This is a genomic window from Streptomyces sp. ISL-43 (assembly GCF_018614195.1).
In the GTDB taxonomy this organism is placed as follows: domain Bacteria; phylum Actinomycetota; class Actinomycetes; order Streptomycetales; family Streptomycetaceae; genus Streptomyces.
This window is the reverse complement of sequence record NZ_JAGGOT010000044.1, coordinates 20,496-43,018: the sequence shown is the minus strand read 5'-3', so window position 1 is coordinate 43,018 and position 22,523 is coordinate 20,496. Positions and strand designations below refer to the sequence as shown.

The window sequence follows — 22,523 nt, the reverse complement described above, 5'->3', positions numbered from 1 at the left end:
CGGGCATGCCGCACCCAGATGATCTACCGTTGGCGGCGCGTGCCGATGTGGGCTGTGAAGCTCCACGAAAGCCATGAGACGGGGGACGTGTAGTGCCGATCGGATTCGTCGATCGCGTTGAGCATATGGGGGAACTGCGCTCGGTCTTGGCTGGGCTTACGGAAGGGCGAGGCGGCCAGGCCGTTGCTTTCGACAGCGTGTCAGGAATGGGTAAGTCCGCTCTGCTGAGGGCGTTCGAGGCCGAGGCTGTCGTGTCGCCGGGTCCCGCGAGGTGCCGGATCGTGTCCACCAGGTGTCAACCCGGAATCGGGCCGGACCTGATGTACGGGCCGGTGCTCGATCTACTCCTGAAGCTCGGCGAAGACCAGGAGCCCAAGCGGCGCAGCGTCTTCAGGAGGATGCTTGGTGCCACCGGTCAGGGGGTGGTCCGATCAGCGCCGGAGGTGCTGTCCGCGATCGTTCCCGGACTCGGGGCGGTGTTCACGCTGGGCAGGGAGATCACAGAGGCCTCGCTCGATTCCGGGTCGATGCCCTTCGACAGCCTGTTGCCCTTTCGGCATGCGGCAGCGCTCAGGATCGTTGACGGCCTGCTTGAGGTGGTCAGGCACGGTCCGCCGACGGCGCTCATGATCGACGACGTCCAGCACATCGACGAGAGCAGCCAGTTCGTCCTCGACCAGCTTCTACGCAAACTGCCGCGGGAGCAGCTCGCCATCGTGCTCAGTCACACGAGTGACGGAGCGTACGCGGACGGCCGGGAATCCAAGGTCGAGGCGCTGCTGCACCGCTGGGCCACTGAAGGGCTACTACGGCGCAGGACGATGAGGGGACTGCCACAGGACGCGATCGCCGAACTTGTCGCACAGCGGCATCCGGCGGCTCCGCCTGCCCTCTCGCACCAACTGTCGGAGCTGACGGGCGGTCATGCCATCTTCGTGACCCTCTGCCTGGACGAGTGGAGCCCCGACCACGGGGCCGATGTGGCCCTGCCGCCCACCCTCTCGCGGGTGGTGGAGGAGCGGTTGCGCACACTGACCGAGCAGGACCGTGCTCTGCTCGCCAATGGGGCCGCCCAAGGGGACGTGTTCCTGTCTGGCACGGTCGCGGCAGTCACGGGGATGGCGCACGACGTTGTGATGGAGCGGCTGCGGCTCATCGCCCGGGATCACCGTCTGATCGTCCCCGAGGCGCCTCCCGCATGGGCGCGCTGGGAAGCGGCGGACTGCTACCGCTTTGAGCACCGTGCGCTGTGGAGCGTTGTCTACGCACAGCAGAGCGCCGAGCAGATGCGGTCGCGGCACGCACGTATCGCGGTGGCGCTCAGCCAGGCGCAACCGGAGACTACAACGCTGGAGCGGCGGCTGGAGATCGCGCGTCATCTGAGACAGGGCGGCCCTGCCTGTCTCGCAGCGTCGGCCGACGCCCATTTCGCGCTTGCGCGCGACGCGGCCACGGAAGGGTTGTCGTTCGCCGAGGCCGAGCGGCACTGTGAAGAGGTGATCAAGGCCACCCGGGATCTGCCGACGGGTACGGAGGGCCGGGACCGGCGTTTCGTGCAGGCCGTGGAGTTGCTGCTCTCGCTGACCGAGGTGCGCTGGCGAGGGCAGAGCCGGCCTGCAGGCGGACCCGACATCGACGACCTGGCGGCTGAGGCGGAGGCCGCGGCGATCCGGTGCGCGGAGCCGGAACTGGCCATCCGCGCAACGCTGCTGCGCGGCAAGACCCTGCTCGCCACGCAGGGACTCGGACCTTCACTGGTCAAGCTGGCCGCTGCCGTGGAGCTGGCCGAGGAGCACGGGGACCCGGTCGCCCTCTTCGTGGCCCGTGTCGAATACGGCCGCCAGGTCTCCAAGCGCAGGCTGGCCGATGGCCTGGCACAGCTCCGGGAGGCGGAACGCATGTACGCCTCGGACCCGCGCCTGGGCGGCAGTGGTGAGCCGGTCCTGCAGCACGCCCGCAACCTGGGAGAGATGCAGCTCGGCATCACCCTCTTCGACAGCGGGCACTTGACCGAGGCACTGACGAGGCTGACCCGGTGTGTCGCGCGGTTGCGCGACGAGCCGTTGAACGCGGAGCTGCCCATAGCGCTCAACTACTTCGCCCAGGTGCACGTGGGCCTCGGCGACTACGGGAAGGCAGAGGAGGCCCTGCGCGAAGCTCTCGATTTCGAGGCGGACCGTGGCGGTGACAGCGCTTGGCACGCCTACAATGCCGCGCTCCTCGCCCGTATTGTCTCGCAGCGTTCCCAAGACCCGGACGAGAGCCGTCGGCTGATCGCCGAGGCCTGGGCGGAAACCGAGCGGACGTGGCTGGCCAATCTGGTCCCCATCGTGCGGAATCTCTATGCGGAAGTGCTGCTCGACCATGCGGACGAGTACGGGGAGGAGCTCGACGGGGCGGAACGGCTGGCGGTCGCCACATGTGTCGAGACGCGGCGCAGCGGCATGGTGCGCAGTGAGATTGCCGCGCACTCCTTGCGCAGCCGGATTCTGGTGCGCAAGGGCGACGCGGAGGGAGCCGAGGAGCATGCGCGGGAGGCCCTCCGAATCTTGGACGAGGTCGGGGACATGCCCGCGCTGCGGACGGAGGAGGTCCTCTACCACGCGGCGCTCGTCCTCTCGGCACGCGGATCCGAGGACGAAGCGCGGGCACTGCTCGACCGTGCCCGGGGCGCGGTCCTGCGCAAGGCGGATCTGATCACCGATGACGCGATGCGGGACCGCTTCCTGGCCGGCGTATCGCTCAATCGTGTCATTCTCGGAGACGGCGAGGTCGATCGGTGATGCGCGAAGCACTCATGCCGGAGGGAGTTCCGCCGCTCGCGGGCAGACTGGGGTGGCCATGCTGACGATCACCAAGGAGTTTCACTTCTCGGCCAGTCACGTTCTCGACCGACTGCCGAGCTGGCACCCCTGCGCCCGCATGCATGGGCACAACTACGTCGTGGTGCTCGAGCTCTGCGCCCGCCGGGAGGACCTCACCGAGGCGGGTTTCGTACGGGACTACCGGGATCTCGATGCGTTCAAGAAATGGATGGATGAGACACTCGACCACCGTCACTTGAATGAGGCGATGGGGGGGGGTGCCTCACCCTCGGCGGAGAATCTCGCCGTATGGATCTTCGACCTCTGGGGGGAACGAATCCCCGAGCTCACGGCGGTCAAGATCTCGGAGACGCCCAAGACCTGGGCTGAGTACCGGCCCGGCTGACGGAAGCGCGATCGGGGCCGCCTTCCACCTGTGCGTCGACCTCAGGGTAACGGGACCACCGGACTCTGGCGTGAGTTGGTGGATGGTCAAGAAAGAAGACGCTGGCTCTCCAGATCGCCCACAACCGCGATGCGCGGGGACTCCAGGGCGTGATCTTCACCCGTGACGACCGTGCGGGGGAGGGCAAGCTGTCCTCCCGCCTGGGCCTGGTGACGGAGGCGGTGGAGGCGCCGGAGGGCATGGACCTGTACGCGTACCTGGTCGCGCAGCTCTCCCAGGGCGGCAAGGCGGACCACGTGATCGTGGACGAGGCACAGTTCCTCGCGCCGGAGCGGATCGATCAGCTGGCCCGGATCGTCGACGACCTCGGCCTCGACGTCTTCGCCTTCGGCATCACCACCGATTTCCGCACGAAGCTGTTCCCCGGCTCGCAGCGCCTGATCGAACTGGCGGACCGCCTGGAGCAGCTCCAGGTGGAGGCCGTGTGCTGGTGCGGGGCCCGCGCCACGCACAACGCCCGTACGGTGGGTGGCGAGATGGTGGTCGAGGGCGCCCAGGTGGTGGTCGGCGATGTGAACCGCCCGGCGGAGGAGATCGGCTACGAGGTCCTGTGCCGCCGCCACCACCGCAAGCAGATGACGAGTGCCTCCGCCCAGACGGGCGTCCTCTCCCCGGACGTCCTCCCGGTCAACCACGCCTGACCGGCGTCCCTGTGTCCGTCCCGTGGTCGTTTCCGGGAAGGTGTACCCCTGGCACGGGCCTCGACCCCGGATTAGCGCCGTCACGGCGTGAAGCGGCTCTGCGACGCTCTCGGGGTCTCCCGCTCAAGCTCCTACGCGGCTGCGGAAAGCTTCAACGCAGCCTCCAAGAGTGAGACGCCAAAGGGCCGCAAAGGCTGGTGAAGCGAGCGTGAGGCGCGACTCGACGCCTTCCGCTGGCTGACCCGATACGACACCCGACGCCGGCATTCCCGCCTCGGCCAGCGATCCCCGATCGCCTACGAGAACGACCTCCAACCAGCAGCAACTTCCCCGGCTCAAGCCGCGTAGACGTGTTCCAGGCGTGCAGCTCGTAGATGCCGTGGCGTTGGAGACGAAGAGGGAGCGGTCGGGGGCGTCCCTTGCCTCCGCCACCGCCGCCGCTGAAACGGGCGGAGAGCGGCCGGAGAGCGGCCGGAGAAGGCAGGGAGTGCGGAGAAAATACAGAACCCGTGCAGCCTCCTTTGCGACGTTGGTCCTTCGGCCCCGCACCCCGGGGCCCGGTGGGAGGAGCGAGCATGGGGACAGCACGGGAGGCCGTACTCGAGTACGCCGCGGGCACCGTACGGCTGCTGCCCGGCCAGGCCGTGGTGACCTCCGCCGTGCTCCAAGGGCCGCCCGCCGCCCTCCTGGAGCGGATCCCGCAGCTGGTGCGCGGTTTCGCGGGCGAACGGGCCGACGGCGGGGCCCTGTTCCGCGCGGCGGCTGGACTCCCTGGGGGGACGGCCGCCCCGGGCCCGTCCGCCGGGGCGGACGACGGGCGAGGCTGCGCCCTGGTGCAGTCCCTGCCCGCGCTGAGCCGGGAGTCGGTGGGGAGCGCGATGGCCTCCCGCGCAGACCGGCTCACCGAGGCCGCCGACCGGCTGCACTGGGAGCTGGCCGAGCGAGGGGACCTCCCCGAGGGCCCCGCCGCCGGGCGCCTCGCCGCCCGGTACGCGCTCTGCTACGCCGGGGCCGCCCTCCTCTGGCTGTGGCGGGCGGGCGGGGAGAGCTGCCAGGAGTGGACGTACGAGGCCGTGGACGCCGTCCTGGCGGGACTGGAAGACCCCGCCCGCGTGCCGGACGTCCCGGCCGCGCTCGCCCTGCTCCCTGCCTGAGGGTCGTCAACAGCCTGGTTCAGGCGGCGAGTTCACCTGCCAGGGCCTGCTGGAAGGTGCGGGTGAGCAGCGGGCCGGGGCCGACGCCCAGCTGGTCGGCGAGCAGTTCCCGGCCGGAGTGGAACTGGAGCAGGGCCGCCGCGGGCTGGCCCGCACGGCACTGGGCGGTCATCAGCAGGCAGCGCAGCCGCTCCCGCAGCGGGTACCGGGCCACCAGTCTGGTCAGCTCGGCGACCAGGCCGTGCGGTAGCCCGGTGGCGAGCTCCGCCTCGGCCCGGTCCTCCAGGGCCGCCAGCCGGGCCTCCTCCAGCCAGGGGCGCTCCTCCTGGGCCAGTTGCTCGGTGGTGTCGGCCAGGGCCTCGCCCTGCCAGAGGCCGAGCGCCGAACGCAGGACGGCGGCGGCCCGTCGCGCGTCCCCCTGCCGCAGCAGCGCGCGGCCGAGCGCGGTGCGCTCCGCGAACAGGCGGTGGTCGCAGGCCAGTTGTCCCGGGGCGGCCGACAGGCGGTAGCCGCGTCCCACCCGTTCGAGCCGGGCGGCCCCGTCGAGCGGGGCGCGCAGCCGGGAGGCGTAGGTGTGCAGCTGGGCGACGGAGCGGGCCGGGGGGCCCTCGCCCCACAGGGCGCGGATCAGGCGGCCGTCGGGGACGACCCGTCCCTCGGCGAGCAGCAGTGCGGCGAGGACCGTGCGGGGCTTCGCGCCGCCCAAAGCGTTCTCCGCGTCCCCGGAGGCGGCCCGGATGCGGACCGGTCCGAGCAGTGCTGTCTCCAGAAAGGGCGTCATGGGGAGCGACCGTAGGCGGGCGGCCCATTCTCCCGGTATCGGCCGCTTATCGGCGGTCCGGACCCCCGATTCGGACGGGGCCCGTTCCCTCTGTCGAATCTGTGTCCCAGCTATTATGATCATGACAACTTTCAGGGAGAGGGCCCGGGTTGGCGTCGATACGGTTCGGTCTGCTCGGGACACTCCGGCTGACATGCGAGGACCGGGAGATCCGGCTCGGCGGGGCCCGTCAGCGTGCGGTGCTGGCCCTGCTCCTGCTGCGGCACGGCCGCACGGTCTCGATGGACGAGCTCGCCGAGACCGTCTGGGACGGTTCGCCGCCGCCCACCGCCCGGACCCAGATCTCCATCTGCGTCGCCCAGATGCGCAAGCTGTTCCGGGAGGCGGGCGTCGACGGCGAGGCCATCGTCACCTCCCACCCCGGGTACCGGCTCGACACCAAGGGCCACGGACTCGACCTCGTGGACTTCCTCTCGCTGACCGGGCAGGCCTCCGCGCTGGCGGGCTCCGGCTGCCCGGCGGAGGCCGCCGACGCCTATCGGCGGGCCCTCGCCCTGTGGCGGGGCCCTGCCCTGAACGGCCTGACCGGCTACTCGCTGGAGCAGGAGGCCTGCTGGCTGGAGGAGCAGCGGCTGACCGCGCTGGACGGCCACGCCGAACTGCGGCTCGCCCTGGGCCGCCACCAGGAGCTCACCGCCGAACTGGCCGCCCTGGTCAGGGAGCACCCGCTGCGGGAGCGCACCCGGCACTCGCTGATGCTCGCCCAGTACCGCTCCAGCCGCCGCGCCGACGCCCTGGAGACCTTCCGCACCGGGCACCAGCTGAGCATCGACGAGCTGGGGCTCGAACCCGGCACCGCACTGCGGGAGCTGCACAACGCGGTCCTCTGCGAGGACCCGGCCATCGCGGCCCCGCCGACCGTCCCCGAGCCCGTCGCGGCTGTCGCACCTGCCGTGCCCGTCGCGCCCGTTACGGCCCAGGGGCCGGAGACCTCGCCCGCGGACTCCCCGGGCGAGGCCCCCGCCGATCGCCGCCCCGTCCCGCCCGCCGCCCCGCCCCTCGCCCCGTCCGACCTCCCCCCGAACATCCCCTCCTTCACCGGCCGCACCGGCGAGACCGAGGTCCTCGACGCCCTGCTGGGCGGCCGCCCCGACGGCGAGCCGCCCCGGGTCGCCCTGGTCACCGGGGTGGCCGGGATCGGCAAGACCGCGCTGGCCGTGCACTGGTCGCACCGCGCGGCCGCCTCCTTCCCGGACGGCTGCCTCCATGTGGACCTGGGCTCCGCCCCGGCCGCCCCCGGCGAGGTCCTGGGCCGCCTGCTGCGCTCGCTCGGCGCGCCCGGCGACCGGCTGCCCGACGACGAGGCGTCCCGGGTCTCGCTCTACCGCAGGCTGCTGCGCGGCCGCCGGGTCCTCGTCGTCCTGGACGACGCCTCCTCGTTCGCGCAGGTCGCCCCGCTGCTGCCGGCCAACGGCGGCTGCTGTGTGGTCGTCACCAGCCGGGAGAGCATGGAGGAGCTGGTGCTGCGGCACGGCGCCGTCCGGGTGCCGCTCGGGGTGCTGGACCGGTCCGACTCCACCGCCCTGCTCGACCGGATCGTCACCGGCGGCCGTACCGCCGCCTCCCCCGCGCAGACGGCCCGGCTGGCCGAACTCTGCGACGGGCTGCCGCTCGCCCTCTGCATCGCCGCCGCCCGGCTGGCCACCCGCCCCCACTGGACCGTGCGCCGCCTCGCCGACCGGCTCGCCGACCGGCTCGCCGACGAGCACCGACGCCTGGACGAACTCAGCCTCGGCGGGAGCCGGGTCCGGGCCAGCTTCGAGCTGAGCCACGGCTGCCTGGCGCCACGCCTCGCCTCCGTGTACCGGCGGCTCTCCCTGCTGGACGTCCCCGACGTGCCGGCCTGGGCCGTCGCCGCCCTCCTGGACTGCCCGGTGGAGACCGCCGAGCAGTACCTGGACGAACTCACCGACGCTCACCTCCTGGAGGTCTCCGGCCCGGACGCCACCGGCCAGTACCGCTACCGCTTCCAGAGTCTGCTCCGCCTCTACGCGCGCGAACGCGCCCAAGAGGACCCCGACCGCCCGGCCGCCGAGGCGGCCAGGGACCGGGCGCTGCACAGCTGGCTGACCGTCGCCGAGGCCGCCCACCGCCGCGAGTACGGCGGCGACCACTCCGTGGTGCACGGCCCGGCCCCCCGCCCGCACGTCGACCGGGACCTCCTGGACGACCTGGTGGCCCGCCCGCTGGACTGGTTCGACTCCGAACGCCACTGCCTGGTGGCGGCCGTCACCCAGTCCGCCCGGCTGGGACTCGCCGCGCTCGCCTGGGACCTGGCCGCCTCCACCGTCGGCTTCTGCGAGATCCGCAGCAACACCGACGACTGGCGCCGCCTCTGCGAGGAGGGCCTGGCGGCCTCCCGGGCCGCCGGGGACCGGCAGGGCGAGGGCGTGATGCTCGGTGAGCTGGGCGCCGCCCTGCTCTACCGGGGCGAGTCGGAGGCTTCGGTCCGGCTCCTGGAGGAGGCGGACGGCGTACTGCGGGCCGGCGGCGAGGTCTACGGGGTCGCGCTGAACGCCTGCAAGCTGGCCGTCGTGGTCCGCCAGCGGGGCGACGCGGGCGCGGCACGCGCACTCCTGCACGGGGCGCTGCCCGCGCTGCGGGCCGCAGGGGACCTCTCTGCGCAGGCCCACGCGCTCAACAACCTCGCCCAGATCACCCTGGACGCGGGGGACCCGGAGGAGGCCGTACGCCTCGGCCGGGAGGCGGTCGCGCTGGCCCGGGGGCTGGGCGCGACCCGGGGCGCGGCCCAGGCCTTCCACCGACTGGGGCGGGCCCTGCTGGCGGCCGGGCGGCTGCCGGAGGCGGAGGAGGCACTGACCGGGGCGGCCGGAATCGTCCGCGCCAAGCACGACCGGCTGGGCATGGCCTACGTCCTGCTGGGTCTGGCCGAGACCCGCCTGCGGGCCGGCCGCGCCGACCGAGCCGACGCGGACCTCACCGCCGCCCTCGCCCTGGCCGAGGAGACCGGCAGCACCGTCCTGCTGGGCCGCCTGCGCCTGCTCCGGGTCGAACTCGAGGAGGCGCAGGCACCGGGCGCGGAGCTCCCGCAGGAAGCGTGACCCGGGCCGCCGCTCAGTCCCAGGGCTCGGTCTGCACGACCACCGTCGTCCCACCGGCCGCAGCCGTCACCGTCGTCCCGCCCTCCACCGCAGTACCGGCCGCCAGCACGACACCCGCGATGACCGCCGCGACCGCCACAACCGCCTTGACCAGACGCCCGTTCCCCATGTCCCCACTCCCTCTCACCCCTCGCCCACCGGACTCCGGCCCCTTGCCGGTCCGTTCCCCGGGCGACTCGCTCTGCTATCAGCAGACGTTAGGGGAGGGGGACTTCGAATCCTTATCGGCCCGTTATCCCTTCCTTTTCCCTGCCCCTCCCACCTGCGGAAAGGGCGCGGCCCCCAGCGGGGGAAGCCGGGGGCCGCGCGTTCGGGAGTGGTTCGGAGTGGTCCAGACAGGACCGGTCAGAACTTCAGGGTCCAGTGGTCGAGCGTCCCGGAGGAGCCGGCCGAGATGTCCTCGACCCGGAGCTTCCACACCCCGCTCGCCGGGGAGGCGGAGGCGTCCACCGTGTAGACCTGCTGGATCACGCCGTTGCCCTCGTCCTCCACGGACTCCTTGACCAGGTACACCTTTCCGTCCGGGGCGACCAGGTGGACGTCCAGGTCACCGCGCCAGGTGTGGGTGGCGTGCAGGTACACCTGGAGGTTCTTCGGCGCGTTGCCCGCGATGCCGGTGACGGTGACCGGGACCTCGATGGTGCCCGGGTCGGGGACCGAGTGCGGGGTCTGCACCTCGTACGCGGGGAACGTCATCGACCAGGCGTTGAGGGTGCCGACGGAGCCGGTGTACGGGTCGGAGACCTTCAGCGTCCACGTGCCGTCCGCGGGCGAGGCGGAGGCGTCCACCCGGTAGGTCTCGCGGAGCACCCCGCCGTTCTCGGTGGCGGCGGTGGAGGTCGAACGCAGCGGGTAGGTCCGGCCGTCCGGGGAGAGCAGGTCGATCCGGACGTCGCCGCGCCACTCGTGGGTGACGTCCACGGCGACCTGGAGGGCCGCCGGGGCCTGGCCGCCGATGCCGCCCACCGTGAGGCCGGAGGTGACCGAGCCGCCGTCCGGGACGCTGAGGTTGCCGGTCATGGCGAAGGGCGTGGGGAAGTTCAGCGACCAGCCGAGGAGCGTGCCCTTGGAGCCGGCCGAGGTGTCCTGGACCTGCAGCTTCCAGGTGCCTGAGGCGGGGGAGGCGGAGGCGTCGACGGTGAAGCCGCCGAGCGCGCCGGCCCCCTCGGTGGCGGAGGTGGACTTCAGGCGGTACAGCTTCCCGTCGGGGGCCACCAGGTCGATCTTGAGGTCGCCGCGCCAGGGGTGGGTGCCCTCCAGCTCGACCCGGAGCGCCTTGGGCGCGTTGCCGGGCACCCCGGTGACGGTCAGCGGGGCCTCCACGGTGCCCGGGTCGGGGATGGGCCGGTCGGTGTCGTCGAAGACCTGGGAGGGGCGCGGCCGTGCGGCCGGCTCCGGCTCCGGGGCGGCCGTGCCGACGACGGCCTTGCCGAGGTCGATCCGGGGGGTGACGGCCCCGGTGTACGTGATCGGCGTACCGGTGGTGCCCAGCATCGCCACCAGGTTCGCGATGCTCTGCGCCGGGTACTTCTGGCGCAGCACCGCCAGGGCCCCCGCCACGTGCGGGGCCGCCATCGAGGTGCCGCTCTTCGCCGCGTAGCCGCTGCCCGGAACCGAGGACACCACGGCCGCGCCGGGTGCCATCACGTCCACCAGCGGGCCACGGTTGCTGAACGAAGCCACCTGTTCGTCGTTGGTCGTCGCACCGACCGTCACCGCCGACGGGACGCAGCCGGGGGCGTTGACCGCGTCGCCGTACCCGTTGTTACCGGCCGCGACCACCGTCGCCACGCCCACCGAGTACAGGCTGTCGATCACGGACTTGCGGGGGTCGGTGTCGCAGGCCGACGTCCAACGGCCCGCGCCCAGCGACATGTTGGCCGCGACGATGTCCTTGCCGGACTGCTTCAGCGCGTACACCTTCTCCAGCGCCTTGATCTGCGAGCTGGTGAAGCTCAGCACGCAGGGGCTGTTGCCCGCGCCGCAATAGTCGTCGGAGTCGAAGCGGGAGAACACCTGCATCGCCACGATGTCCGAGCCCGGGGCCACCCCGCGCTTGGGGGCGCCGCTCAGGCCGGTCCCGTTGCCGGCGGCTATGCCCGCCACGTGGGTGCCGTGCGAGCAGGCCGCGCCCAGTTCCGCGCAGCTGCCGGTGTCGGCGTCGGCGCTGCCGGTGCCCTCCTGGGAGGCCTCGCCGTTCGGGCAGAGGCTGGTCGCGCCGTAACTCTCGTCGTTCACCGAGAAGCAGGCCTCGGCCGTCACCCGGCCGCTCAGGAAGGGGTGGTTCTTCGCGACACCGGTGTCGATCACTGCGACCGCGGTGCCCGCCCCGGTGGCACCGGCGGCGAACGCCTTGTCCGCGCCGATCCGGACCGTCGAGCTGTCCAGCATCGGGGGGACCGGGACGTCTTCCGTCACACTCACCACGTCCGGGTTGGAGCGGAGTGCGGTGAGCCCCGCCTGGCCCACCGTGAGGGTGACCATCGGCAGCCGGTCGTACGCCACCTCTGTCTCGCCCGCCGCGGCGGCCGTGGCCACGTCGGAGCGGGTCTGGGTCACCACGTTCACCCGGACCGTGCCGCCGCCCTCGGTCCCGGTCTCCAGCGCCGGGTCCACCGGGACCTCGTCGGCGGCCGCCGCTGGGGCCACCCCGACCAGGGGCACCAGGCCCGCCGGCAGTGCACCGAGCAGCAGGCCCGAGGCCATCGCGACGGCCACAACAGATCTCTTCACGACAGGCTCCAGGGAGTAGGCACCGAGCGGGCGGTGCCGCGGCGGCAAAAAGGAGAGGGGGCAACTCGCTTATGAGGCCCGCGAGTTCAGGGCCGGAAGTTCAAGGGGGCGAGGCCGTGTGCTCAGGCCCTGGGGCGGGGGACGGGGCAGCAGCGTCGGTTGTTCAGCTGCCCGGTCCCCCTGCGATCGCGCTGCCCGTCAGGTGGCGTCGGCGCCGTTCTTCGGGTGGCCGCCGTAGAAGACCGCGGTGTAGTACGTGTACGCGGTGGACCGGCAGGCGCTCTTAAAGAAGTACGCCGGGCAGGTGTTGGAGTACAGGATGTTGTAGAACGCGACGTCGGTGGCGATGCCCTTGTTGCGGTCCAGGTAGTAGCGGTAGCCCTTGTAGCTGTTGCCGATGGTGCCGTAGCCGTAGTCGTGCGAGTCGCAGGCGGCACGGAAGTCCCAGCCGCCGGGCTTGTCGGCAGCGCTGGTGCAGTGGTCCTTCTCGACGCCCATGATCCAGGCGCCGGTCGGGGTCTTGCGCCAGCTCGGGTTGCGCCAGCCGTAGTGGGCGACCTTGGTCGCACAGCCGCTGTACTGGTACCACATCCACGACTCGGGCCGGGAGCAGTAGCTCGGGTAGGCCTGGGCGGAGGTGATCTCGCCGCCGGCGAAGTCCTCGGCGGCCGGGGCGATTCCGTCCGCCTGGGCCAGGCTGGGGGCGCCCTGGACGGTGCTGCCGGCCTCCGGGCGGATCCCGGTGGTCTCCACCGACTGCGGGGCGGCCGCGTCACCGGAGTAGGTCAGCTGCCAGGACGCGCCGTCCTCGGCGGAGGCGGCGATCACCCGGTCCGAGGCGTCGTAGCTGTAGGTGTTGAGCTGGCTGCCGGCCGCCGGGTCGACGACCTGGCGGAGCAGGCCGGAGCCGTCGTACGAGTAGCGGGCCAGGGTCTGCACGGTCTGGCCGACGGTGACGGTGATGTCCTTGACCTGGCCGGCGACATCGCCGAGGGTCTGGCCGGAGGCGGTGGTGGCCGTCGAGTAGTTGACCTTGACCGTCTGCGCGGGGACGTCGGCACGCGCCGGGTCCTTGACGGTGGAGACGCGGCCGGTGCTGTCGTAGGTGACCGTCGTCTGCTTGAAGGCGGCGCTGCCGACCGCCGTCACCCGCCAGTTGTCGCCGCTGCCGCCGACCTGCTTCCAGGTGTAGGACGGCTTGAGGGAGGTGGCCGGAACCGGGTTGCCGGAGGAGTCCAGCGGCACGTCGTCACCGGAGGCGACCTGGGTGAGGTCGATGTTGAGCGTCTCGGTGACCGTGGTCTTCAGCACGCCCGCGAGGTCGTCCCACTGCACGTTCTCCACCAGCGTGGAACCGTCGGACGCCTTGTAGGTGTTGATGCTGCCGCCGTTGGCGCCGGCCACCGAGTCGGTCAGGTCGTAGCGGACGGACTCGGCGGTGTCCAGGTCGGTGGTGGTGATCGAACCTGAGCCGGGGACCAGCTTGCGGTTCAGCTGGCCGCCGACGAACTCGGCCTCCCAGCTCGGACCGAACACCCCGAGGTCGGCGCGGGCGGCCGGGGCGTCCTGGGGCTGGGCGACGCCCGGCCCGTTCCCGTCCACCGTGTGGGTACGGCTCATCAGGCCGTACGACACGTCGTTCTCGGATATCTGGAAGCTGTCGTCGGCCGACTGGTACATGCCCGGGCCGATCAGCTGGGTCTCCCCGGTCTCCAGCGCCGGGGAGGGGATGTCCTCGGCGACGGCCGACTGCGGGAGCAGCAGGGCCAGTGACATCGCCGCCACTGCGGGAAGCGCGATTCTGCGCACGTTCGGTTCCTTCGGGTCACCGGCGGCATGCGGTCCAGACCCTCGCGGCCGGCCCCTGTCTCGCCTCTTCGAACCGGTCGTTCTCGGCCGGCAACGAGAAACTTAGGAACCCGCCCCTTCGATCCGTTATGCCTCCGCCATCGCCCGCCCCGATACCTCTCCGATGGCACCCGGTTGCCCGTACGGTGACGCCCCGGCGCGCCCCCCGCCCCGCTGCCGCCGGCGGGCGCTGAGCCGCCGGTCCACCCATACCGTCCCCGCCGCGAGCACCAGCGCGACGCCCAGCACCCCCGCCGCACGGACCAGCACTACCCCGTCCGGCGGGATCCCCTCTTCGAGGACTTCATGACGCTCGCGGACATCCATGCCCAGCCGACCCGACATGTCGACCTCCACCTCCACCATCGCCAGATGCCCCTGGACGACGGCCACTGACACCGTTGGCGTGCGGCCGGACTGCCTGGCGGGCAGCCCACGCCGCAGCAGCTGGCTGGCCCGCATCCTCGACGACCTCGACATGGACGTGTTCGCCTTCGGCATCACGACGGACTTCCGCACCAAGCTGTTCCCCGGCTCGCAGCGCCTGATCGAACTGGCGGACCGCCTGGAGCAGCTCCAGGTCGTCGTCGGCGATGTGAACCGCCCGGCGGGGGAGATCGGCTACGAGGTCCTCTGCCGCCGCCACCACCGCAAGCGGATGACCTCGGCCGCGGCCCACGCGGGCGCCCTCTCCCCGGACGTCCTCCCCGCCAACCACGCCTGACCGTCCCATGGCCCCTCCTCGCCCGTGACGGTGTGTGCCCTCCCCTTTTGTGGCGGGCCGCCCGGCCGGACCCGAGGCCGCCCGTACGAAACCCAGTTCGTCAGCACGGGACGGCACGCGACGCACGTCCGGGTGGTACTTGCCCGCGCGGGCGCATTCTGGCCGTCCGGGCCCGGACGGGCGGCAAGAGTTGGGTCATGATCATGGATCCCGACGCCAACTCCGAAACCCCCGAAGCTCCCGGAACCCCCGGCGAGCCCGCACCGGCGCCCTCTCGCAGGCCCTCCCGCCGTACCGTCATCGCCGGCGCGGCCGCCGTCGCGGCATCAGGCGGGCTGACGGTCGCCGTCACCTCCGCCGAGCCCTCGCAGGCCGTCCCCGGCGCCGCGGTCGCCGACTGGGGCGCCTGCCTGACGATCGCCCGGGCCATCCTCGTACGGGACGACGAGGACCAGCCGCTCGTCCCGCGCTACGCCGACATCCTCCTGAAGGACGGGCTGCCCCGCTCGCGCCGCCCCGGCAAGAAGGTGCTGATCGTCGGCGCCGGGCCGGCCGGCCTCACCGCCGCCCACCTCCTGCGCGGGGCCGGCCACCAGGTCACCGTCATCGAGGCCAACGCCAACCGGGTGGGCGGCCGGATCAAGACCTTCCGCACCGGCGGCCACGAGAACGCCGCCCCGGCCTTCGCCGACCCGAAGCAGTACGCCGAGGCCGGCGCGATGCGCATCCCCGACAGCCACCCGCTGGTCACCGGACTGATGGACAGCCTCGGCCTCAAGCGCCGGCGCTTCCACCTGGTCGACGTGGACGGAGCCGGCCGCCCCGCCTACCGGACGTGGATCTACGTCAACGGCATCCGCGTCCGCCGCGCCGACTACGCGCGCGCCCCGCAGGCGCTCAATCGTTCCTTCGGAGTGCCGCAGGCGTACGAGTCCGTCCCCGCCTCGCAGATCGTCCGCGACGCCTTCGCCCCCGTACGCAAGGAGATCGAGGGCAAGAAGGACAAGGAACTCGTCGAGGGCTGGGCGCGCGTCATCCAGCGCTACGGCCACATGTCGATGTACCGCTTCCTGACGGAGGAGGCCAAGCTCGACGAGCGGACCATCGACCTGATCGGAACCGTCGAGAACCTCACCTCCCGCCTGCACCTCGCCTTCGTGCACAGCTTCATCGGCGCCTCCCTGATCAGCCCCGACACCGCCTTCTACGAACTGCCCGACGGCACCGCCACCCTGGCCGACGCGCTGTACGCGCGCGTCAAGGACCTCGTGCGGCTCGACCGCCGCGCGACCCGCATCACCCACGGCGAGGGCAAGGTCACCGTCGAAACCGTCTCCGAGGGCCGCGGCGGCAGCCCCGTGCGGCGCGAGACGTTCACCGCCGACACCGCCATCATCACCGTCCCCTTCTCCGGGCTGCGCCACATCCCCATCACCCCGGCGCTCTCGTACGGCAAGCGGCGCGCGGTCACCGAGCTGCACTACGACGCCGCCACCAAGGTGCTGCTCGAATTCAGCCGCCGCTGGTGGGAGTTCGACGAGGCCGACTGGAAGCGCGAGCTCGAGGCCGTGCAGCCCGGCCTGTACCGGAAGTACCAGACCGGGCAGACCCCGGCGAACGGAACCCTGCTGGGCGCCCACTCCTCCGTGCCCGAGGGCCACATCTCCGCGGGCCAGCGCTCCCACTACGCCGCCAGCCGCGTGGTCACCCGCGACCAGCCCGAGGCGGCCGGCGTCATCGGCGGCGGCTCGGCCACCGACAACCCCAACCGCTTCATGTTCCAGCCCTCCTACCCCGTCGAAGGCAGCGCCGGCGGCGTCATCCTCGCCTCCTACAGCTGGTCGGACGACGCCCTGAAGTGGGACTCCCTGGACGACGAGGAGCGCTACCCGCGCGCCCTCGCCGGGGTGCAGGAGGTGTTCGGGCAGCGCATCGAGGTGTTCTACACCGGTGTCGGCCGCACCCAGTCCTGGATGCGCGACCCGTACGCCTACGGTGAGGCGTCCGTACTGCTGCCCGGCCAGCACACCGAGCTCTTCCCCCACGTCCGAAAGGCCGAGGGCAACCTGCACTTCGCCGGATGCCACACCTCGATCAAGCCCGCGTGGATCGAGGGAGCCCTGGAATCCGCGGTGCGGACCGCCCTGGAGGTGCACACGGCGTAGCGGCCGCCCCGGCGGCGCCGTCAGCTCTCGGCGAGCACGATCAGCCAGTCCTGCTCCGAGAAGCGGACCCGCTGCCGCTTGTCGGGGTTGATCCGCACCCCGTAGTCGGGGCCCGTGGCGCTCCGCGCGCGCAGCCGGTAGCCGACCGCGCATTCCCGGCGCCGCCGCGCCGACTCGACGGCGGTGGCGAACGAGACCTCATGACCGGCCCGGACGTAGTCCGCGGCCGGCTTGAGGTGGAACTCGTGGCCCTCCGCCTTGAACAACTCCTCGAAGACCTCGGCGAGATACGGGCTCTCCGAGATCTGGGTCATCAGAAGGCTGATCAGCCTGCCGCTCACGATGAAGTCGGCGCCGCCCCGGGCGGGCGCGAGGAGCCGGTTGCCGTCGTCGGACATCTCGGTGGTGAGCGCGAGTTCCCGCTGCGCGGCGTCCCCGAGGGCCCGCAGGTGCAGCAGGGCGACCAGCGTCCTGTCGTCCGCCCGCGCTTGCGGATCCGTCACCGGAGCGAGGGCGACGGCGTGCGCGTCCGAGGCCGAGCCGCAGGCCGAGGCGGCGGGCTCCGTCTCACCGATCACGATCACGCTGTCGTACGAGGGCACGTCCAGCTTGGCCAGGGTGAGCGGGTCGGTGATGTCGCCGTCGTGGAAGGACACGTCGAGGCGGGACCGCGTGGCCGTGACGACTGGGGCGCCGCGCGTGGCTGCGTACTCGCCGAGCGCCACGACGTCCAGGGTGGTCCCCGGGCTCACGTACTGGTCGAGCTGCTCGATGACGAGCGGGGCGCGGCGGTTCCAGCCGAGCAGGAGGAGGCGTTCGGCCTGGGCGATCCGGGGCCCGGCCGTCACGATCGCGGCCTCCTCGACATGGGAGGCCACGTCCGCCCGCACGGCCGTGTCGTCGTCCTGGGAGATGACGATGATCCGGTCGGCCGGGCCGATCACCGCCCCCGGATCCGGATTGAGGGTGACGCTCCCGTCGCTGTGCAGCAGGCCGACGGCCGAGGACGTGGCGAACGACAGCAGCGCCTCGCCGAACGGCCGCCCCGTGAGGCCCTCGGCGGCGACCGGGTAGAACTCGTCGCCCTCGAAGTCCAGCAACTCCGAGTAGACGAGCGAGAGGCCGGGCTGCCGGGCCGTCTGAACGAGGAGCCGGGCGACGATGTCGTCGACGCACAGCACGTGCCCCGTGGGCCCGGCGGCCAGCCTGGCGGTCATGTGGTTGCGGGAGTCACGGACGGCGGCGACCACCACCGCTTCCCCCTCTCCGGACCCGGGGACGGCCGCGTCGAGGGCGAGCAGTGTCTTCACCACGTGGGCGTCACCCGTGTCCCCGGTGGGAGGCAGCACCAGCACCGCCTTCGCGGTGCGCGGACTCACCCGGCACAGCTCGGTGGGGTCGGTGGTGCTCCCGTTGCGGCAGATGATCCGCGTCCTGCCATGGTCTCGGACACGGGTGGAGATCTCGTCCTCCATCCACACCTTGTCCTGCGGGGCGAGCACGGCGATGGCGGAGCGGCGCTGGTTCGCGTGGGCGGCCACCAGCTCCCCGATCACGGGAAAGACCTGGTCCGACCATCCCAGTACGACGGTGTGCCGCGTCTCCAGCACGGTGGAGTGGCCGAGGCGCAGCGACATGATGCGCCGGTTGATGCCCGTGGTGATCAGACTGACCAGGGTCGACACGAAGAGCAGCGCCACGAGCGCGAGCGATACGGAGGCCAGCACGTAGAGCGGGGAGCCGACGGCGCCCCCGATCTTCAGGGTCTGGCCGACGCTGACCCACACGGCGGTGAGCCGGCCGGAGAGCGTGGCCGGAGCGGCCCGGTCCGACCAGACGAGGACCATGCTCGCCGGAACGACGACGGCGAGGCAGGCCAGGGCGAGCCAGCCGATGAGCGCCGTCGTTCCCCCCGAGACCAGATGGTCGAAGCGGTACCGGAGACGGAGCCGGAGTGACGTCGTGTGCTGCTGCGCCACACAAGCTCCCGTACATGAGTCGACGCCCGATCGGAGCGGCTGCACGCCACCCCGGGAGTCACCCTAGGCAGATCCCTGCTCCCACCCGCCGTGAACCCCACAGACCTCACTCAGAGGTATGAACGCACGATGGGCGTTGGGCTTCCGAAACCGCGTCGCCCCGCCCCGGCAGTCGGTATGTGCGGCGCGGCGCGGTGAGCGGGCTCCGGTCAGGCGGCGGGGGAGCGGGTGGTGGTGGTGTCCGTGCACAGGGCCCAGATGACGAAGACGCCGATGGCGATCGAGATGAGAGCCCAGATCGGCGTGTAGGGCAGCCACATGAAGTTGAGGATGATGTCGAGCGAGACGATCGCCACGCCCGTGACCCTGGCCCAGGCCGCGCCCTTGAGGATGCCCGCGCCGACGACGGCGAGCACGATGCCCACGACGAGGTGGATCCAGCCCCACGCCGTGACGTCGAACTTGAAGGTGTAGTCGCCCACGCGCGAGTAGACGTCGTCCTCCGCGATCCCGACGATTCCCTTGATGGTGCCGAAGATGCCTTCCACGAGCATCAGGACGCCGGCGAACGCGACGCCGCCCGCCGCCCACGCGCTCTGGCCGGCGGTGGCGTCCTGACCGCGGGGTGCCCTGCCGGGGGGCGTTGTCTGTGCCACGAGGAGCTCCTTCGTCGAGCGGGACGCAGAGGATCCGGCGTCGGGCCCAGCCTCCGTGGCGGGGGCGCGGAGGGACATCGGAGCGCCGCCATCCGGGTGAATCCGTACGGCGGCACGCGCGCGGCGCGGAGGCCAGGGCCGCCATCGGTGCGAGGGTCCGCGCCGCCCGGCTCAGTAGCGAAGGGCCGAGCCCGTTTCCGCCTTGACCGTGCCCGACAGCTTGTGGGTGCTGCGGGCGGTGCCCTCGCCGGTCGCGTTCGCGGCCACGTCGGAGATCGTCACCACCACGGTGTCGAGCAACTTGCCGCCCTCGTCCTTGAAGTTCACCTGTACGGCAAAGGACTTCTTCGAAGCGTCCGAGTTCTTGACCGAGACGAGGACGGTGGTGCGGCCGTCGCCGTCCGTTGCGGGCGCACCGAGTTCGACGTCGTCCTTCACGTCGATGCCGTCCTTGACCTCGGACAGCTTGTCCTTCGCGACGGCCGCGGCCGACTCGACCGTCTCCGCCGCCTCGGAGGCGGCAGCGGAGACCCGCGCCCCCGCCGACTCCACGGCGGACGCCGCCCTCGAGGCCGCGCCGGATGGACCGTCCGCGTCCGAACATCCCGCGACCCCCGCTGCGAGGGCCGCCAGCACCACAGCCGCCAGGCCGCGCACGCGTACGCCTGCCATCAGGCCTCCCTGCTTCGACTCCGTTCAGTCAAGAGCCGACGGGTCCGGTCCGCCCGCCCGGTACGGCATCCGAGTGATCATCCGCGTACGGCCGCTGACCCGCCTTTCGACTGACGGGCCGCCAATTCGGGTGATGAGCCCCCCGCTGTTGGATAGCTGGACTATCTTGCTCTCGTGGACCAGCTGATCACCGAAGACCCGACCCGTATCGGCCCGTACCGCCTCATCGCCCGGCTGGGCGCGGGCGGAATGGGCCTGGTCTATCTCGGGCGCTCCGAGGGCGGGCGCACCGTGGCCGTGAAGGTCGTCCAGGCCGAGTATGCCGGGAACCCGGAGTTCCGCAAGCGCTTCGCCCGTGAAGTGGCCGCCGCGCGGCGGGTGGGCGGGAGTTGGACGGCGGCCGTGCTCGACGCCGACCCCGAGGCCGCCGTGCCCTGGGTGGCGACCCAGTACATCCCCGGGCCCGACCTGCACGCCGTCGTCGCCAAGGACTTCGGGCCGCTGCCCGAACACGCGGTCCACACCCTCGCCAACCGCCTCGCCCTCGCCCTGCGGGCCGTGCACGAGGCGGGTCTGATCCACCGTGACCTCAAGCCGTCGAACGTCCTCGTCACCGTCGACGGCCCCCGCGTCATCGACTTCGGCATCGCCCGGGCGATGGACAGCCTCGCCGGGGACAGCCTGCTCACCAACACCGGGATGCTGATCGGCTCTCCGGGCTTCATGTCGCCGGAACAGGTCCGCGGCCTCGAACTCACGCCCGCCAGCGATGTCTTCTGCCTGTGAGCCGTCCTCGTCTACGCCGCCACCGGGCGCCTCCTGTTCGGCGCCGCGGACACCGGCCTCAACGCCCACCTCTTCCGTGTCGCCGAGGAGGAGGCGGACCTGACCGGCGTGCCGGAGGCGCTCGTCGACCTCGTACGCGCGTGCCTGCACAAGGACCCGGCCCGGCGGCCCACCCCCCAGCAGGTGGCCGATCGCACGGCGACGGACCAGGCCGCGGAGTGGCTGCCGGGCGCCGTACTGGCACAACTCGGCCGCCATGCCGCACAGTTGCTGGACTACGCCCCCGCGACACCTGCCGAACCCCAGGCCGCGCGTCCGGACGACCCCCGTGTCCTGCCCGCGCAGCGGACCCCGCTGCCGCCACCGCCCCAGTACGCCCCGGCGGCCCCCGCGCACTTCGACCCCGCTCGGGGATTCGGACCGCCCCCGGGCCCACCCCCCGGCGCCTGGCCCGCGAACCCGTACGCGGCCCCGTCCGCGGCTCCCCTCCAGGACTCCGCGTCCGGGCACGCCAAACGCTGGCGGGGCCTGGTGGTCGCCGCCCTGGTGCAGCTGTTGGTGGTGCTCGAAGCCACGGTCTTCAACACGTCGATTTCGTCCGTCCAAGAGCACTTCGACATCAGTGCCCAGGGGATGGGCCTGATCCTCACCGCCTACGTCGTCGCCTTCGCCGTACTGCTGCTGCCCGGCGGGCACCTCGCCGACCTCCTGGGACGCAGACTGACATTGATCATCGGGCTGGTCGGATTCGCGGTGGCCTGCGCGCTCGGCGGCTCGAACGACGGAGGCACGCTGGTCTGGGCCCGCGGACTGCAGGGCGCCTTCGGCGCGCTGCTGACACCGGCCGCGCTCTCCCTGGTGGCCACCGGATTCACCGGCCCCAGGGAACGCGGCCGGGCCTTCGGGGTCTACGCCGCGCTCACCGGCGGCGGCTGGGCGCTCGGGCTGCTCGCGGCCGGACCCCTCGGGGGCCTGAGCTGGCGGCTGGCCGCGTACGCGCCCGTCCTCGTCGCCGCGATCGCCCTGATCGGCGTGATCACGCTGCCGCGCGACCGCCCGGGCCCCGCGGGTGCCCGCCCGGACGTCCTCGGCCTGCTGCTCGGCTCCGGAGCGCTCGGCTCCCTCGCCTACGGCCTCGCCGAGGGTGGGTGGAGCGGCTGGAGCGTCCCCTTGGTGCCGATCGCGCTCGTCGCCGGCGCCATTCTGCTCGCGGCCTTCCTGTGGTGGCAGACCAGGACGGCCGGCCCACTGCTCGCGCCGTACGTCGTCAAGGACCGCAACCGGCTCGGCGGCCTCCTCGCCACGCTCCTGGCAGGTGTGGGAACCGTCGTCCTGTTCTCGTCCCTGAGCCACTACCTGCTGAACGTCATCGGCTACGTCCCGGCCATGGCCGGAGTTCTCCTGCTCCCGATGGCCGCGGCGATCGCCGTCGGCTCCACCCAGGTCTCCGCCCGGCTGGCACACCGCGCCGCGCCCGGTGTCCTGATCGCGGCGGGACTGGCGCTCGCCGCCGGTGGCCTGGTGATCCTCACCGGCCTCGAGTCCAACGCCGCGTACGTTCCCCGGGTGCTGCCCGGGACGCTCATCACCGGTCTCGGCCTCGGCATGGCCCTGATGCCGATCTACGCCACCGTGACCGCGGGCGTCGCCCCGCGGCACGCGGGCGGCGCCTCGGCCGCCATCCTCGCGGCCCAGCAGTTGGGCGAAGGGATCGGCGGCATGCTGCTGGGCGTCGCCATCTCCGCCCGACTGGACGACGTGACGTCGCACCAAGAGGTGGTCGTACGCATTCTGAGCGGCTACACCACCGCCCTCTGGTGGGCGTTCGGGGCCGTGCTGCTCGCGGGCCTGGCCGCGGGCCTGATGGTCAACGCCCGGGCGCCCCTCGGCGAGGTGCGGCAGGCCGCCGAGCTGCCCCGGTAGGCATGCCGC

At 72.2% G+C, this 22,523-nt stretch carries 16 protein-coding genes and 1 pseudogene; 9 read left to right on the top strand and 8 right to left on the bottom strand.

Going from position 1 to position 22,523, the window contains the following annotated elements:
- Window positions 1-125: 125 nt before the first annotated feature.
- The 4 genes from J7F03_RS25060 (at window position 126) to J7F03_RS25045 (ending at window position 5,065) form a co-directional block, all read left to right on the top strand.
- On the top strand, window positions 126-2,783 hold the full coding sequence (locus tag J7F03_RS25060; RefSeq protein WP_251072451.1) for an AAA family ATPase: 2,658 nt from the start codon (window positions 126-128) through the stop codon (window positions 2,781-2,783).
- 58 nt (window positions 2,784-2,841) lie between these two features.
- The gene (locus tag J7F03_RS25055; protein WP_214953157.1) at window positions 2,842-3,210 is read left to right on the top strand and encodes a 6-carboxytetrahydropterin synthase; all 369 of its coding nucleotides are present in this window, start codon (window positions 2,842-2,844) and stop codon (window positions 3,208-3,210) included.
- Window positions 3,211-3,311: 101 nt separating this feature from the next.
- A complete protein-coding gene (locus tag J7F03_RS25050) occupies window positions 3,312-3,911 on the top strand; it encodes a thymidine kinase (RefSeq protein ID WP_214953294.1) in 600 nt (199 codons plus the stop codon).
- A 575-nt stretch (window positions 3,912-4,486) separates the two neighbouring features.
- Entirely contained in the window at window positions 4,487-5,065 is a 579-nt protein-coding gene (locus tag J7F03_RS25045) for a hypothetical protein (RefSeq protein WP_214953155.1), read from the top strand.
- Window positions 5,066-5,084: 19 nt separating this feature from the next.
- Here J7F03_RS25045 and J7F03_RS25040 read toward each other — a convergent pair whose 3' ends face one another.
- Window positions 5,085-5,846, bottom strand: coding sequence for an AfsR/SARP family transcriptional regulator (locus tag J7F03_RS25040; protein ID WP_251072440.1), 762 nt, complete (start codon window positions 5,844-5,846; stop codon window positions 5,085-5,087).
- A 149-nt stretch (window positions 5,847-5,995) separates the two neighbouring features.
- Here J7F03_RS25040 and J7F03_RS25035 point away from each other — a divergent pair, with 149 nt between their 5' ends.
- Entirely contained in the window at window positions 5,996-8,968 is a 2,973-nt protein-coding gene (locus J7F03_RS25035; RefSeq protein WP_214953153.1) for a BTAD domain-containing putative transcriptional regulator, read from the top strand.
- A gap of 13 nt (window positions 8,969-8,981) precedes the next feature.
- Here J7F03_RS25035 and J7F03_RS25030 read toward each other — a convergent pair whose 3' ends face one another.
- The 4 genes from J7F03_RS25030 to J7F03_RS25015 form a co-directional block, all read right to left on the bottom strand.
- The gene (locus J7F03_RS25030; RefSeq protein WP_214953151.1) at window positions 8,982-9,137 is read right to left on the bottom strand and encodes a hypothetical protein; all 156 of its coding nucleotides are present in this window, start codon (window positions 9,135-9,137) and stop codon (window positions 8,982-8,984) included.
- Between the two features lie 236 nt (window positions 9,138-9,373).
- On the bottom strand, window positions 9,374-11,761 hold the full coding sequence (locus J7F03_RS25025; RefSeq protein WP_308379956.1) for a proprotein convertase P-domain-containing protein: 2,388 nt from the start codon (window positions 11,759-11,761) through the stop codon (window positions 9,374-9,376).
- 198 nt (window positions 11,762-11,959) lie between these two features.
- The gene (locus tag J7F03_RS25020) at window positions 11,960-13,570 is read right to left on the bottom strand and encodes a phospholipase A2 (protein WP_308379955.1); all 1,611 of its coding nucleotides are present in this window, start codon (window positions 13,568-13,570) and stop codon (window positions 11,960-11,962) included.
- 126 nt (window positions 13,571-13,696) lie between these two features.
- Entirely contained in the window at window positions 13,697-13,954 is a 258-nt protein-coding gene (locus J7F03_RS25015) for a hypothetical protein (RefSeq protein WP_214953149.1), read from the bottom strand.
- Window positions 13,955-14,039: 85 nt separating this feature from the next.
- Between J7F03_RS25015 and J7F03_RS25010 the strand changes: the two are divergent.
- Both J7F03_RS25010 and J7F03_RS25005 read left to right on the top strand, forming a co-directional pair.
- Window positions 14,040-14,333, top strand: a pseudogene (locus J7F03_RS25010) (thymidine kinase); the annotation flags it as partial.
- A 203-nt stretch (window positions 14,334-14,536) separates the two neighbouring features.
- Complete coding sequence (locus J7F03_RS25005; RefSeq protein ID WP_214953286.1) at window positions 14,537-16,498, top strand: NAD(P)/FAD-dependent oxidoreductase; 1,962 nt, start codon at window positions 14,537-14,539, stop codon at window positions 16,496-16,498.
- Window positions 16,499-16,518: 20 nt separating this feature from the next.
- Here J7F03_RS25005 and J7F03_RS25000 read toward each other — a convergent pair whose 3' ends face one another.
- The 3 genes from J7F03_RS25000 to J7F03_RS24990 all read right to left on the bottom strand — a co-directional run bounded on the left by J7F03_RS25000 (window position 16,519) and on the right by J7F03_RS24990 (window position 19,805).
- Window positions 16,519-18,477 (bottom strand): NAD-binding lipoprotein, encoded by a 1,959-nt coding sequence (locus J7F03_RS25000; protein ID WP_214953147.1) that lies wholly within the window; start codon window positions 18,475-18,477, stop codon window positions 16,519-16,521.
- Window positions 18,478-18,686: 209 nt separating this feature from the next.
- Window positions 18,687-19,133: a hypothetical protein gene (locus J7F03_RS24995; RefSeq protein WP_214953146.1), complete on the bottom strand. Its 447-nt coding sequence runs from the start codon at window positions 19,131-19,133 to the stop codon at window positions 18,687-18,689.
- Between the two features lie 171 nt (window positions 19,134-19,304).
- Window positions 19,305-19,805 (bottom strand): hypothetical protein, encoded by a 501-nt coding sequence (locus tag J7F03_RS24990; RefSeq protein ID WP_214953145.1) that lies wholly within the window; start codon window positions 19,803-19,805, stop codon window positions 19,305-19,307.
- Window positions 19,806-19,979: 174 nt separating this feature from the next.
- Between J7F03_RS24990 and J7F03_RS42400 the strand changes: the two genes are divergently transcribed.
- Both J7F03_RS42400 and J7F03_RS42075 read left to right on the top strand, forming a co-directional pair.
- A complete protein-coding gene (locus J7F03_RS42400; protein WP_308379954.1) occupies window positions 19,980-20,591 on the top strand; it encodes a serine/threonine-protein kinase in 612 nt (203 codons plus the stop codon).
- Between the two features lie 108 nt (window positions 20,592-20,699).
- On the top strand, window positions 20,700-22,514 hold the full coding sequence (locus J7F03_RS42075; protein ID WP_308379953.1) for an MFS transporter: 1,815 nt from the start codon (window positions 20,700-20,702) through the stop codon (window positions 22,512-22,514).
- The last annotated feature ends 9 nt before the right edge of the window (window positions 22,515-22,523 follow it).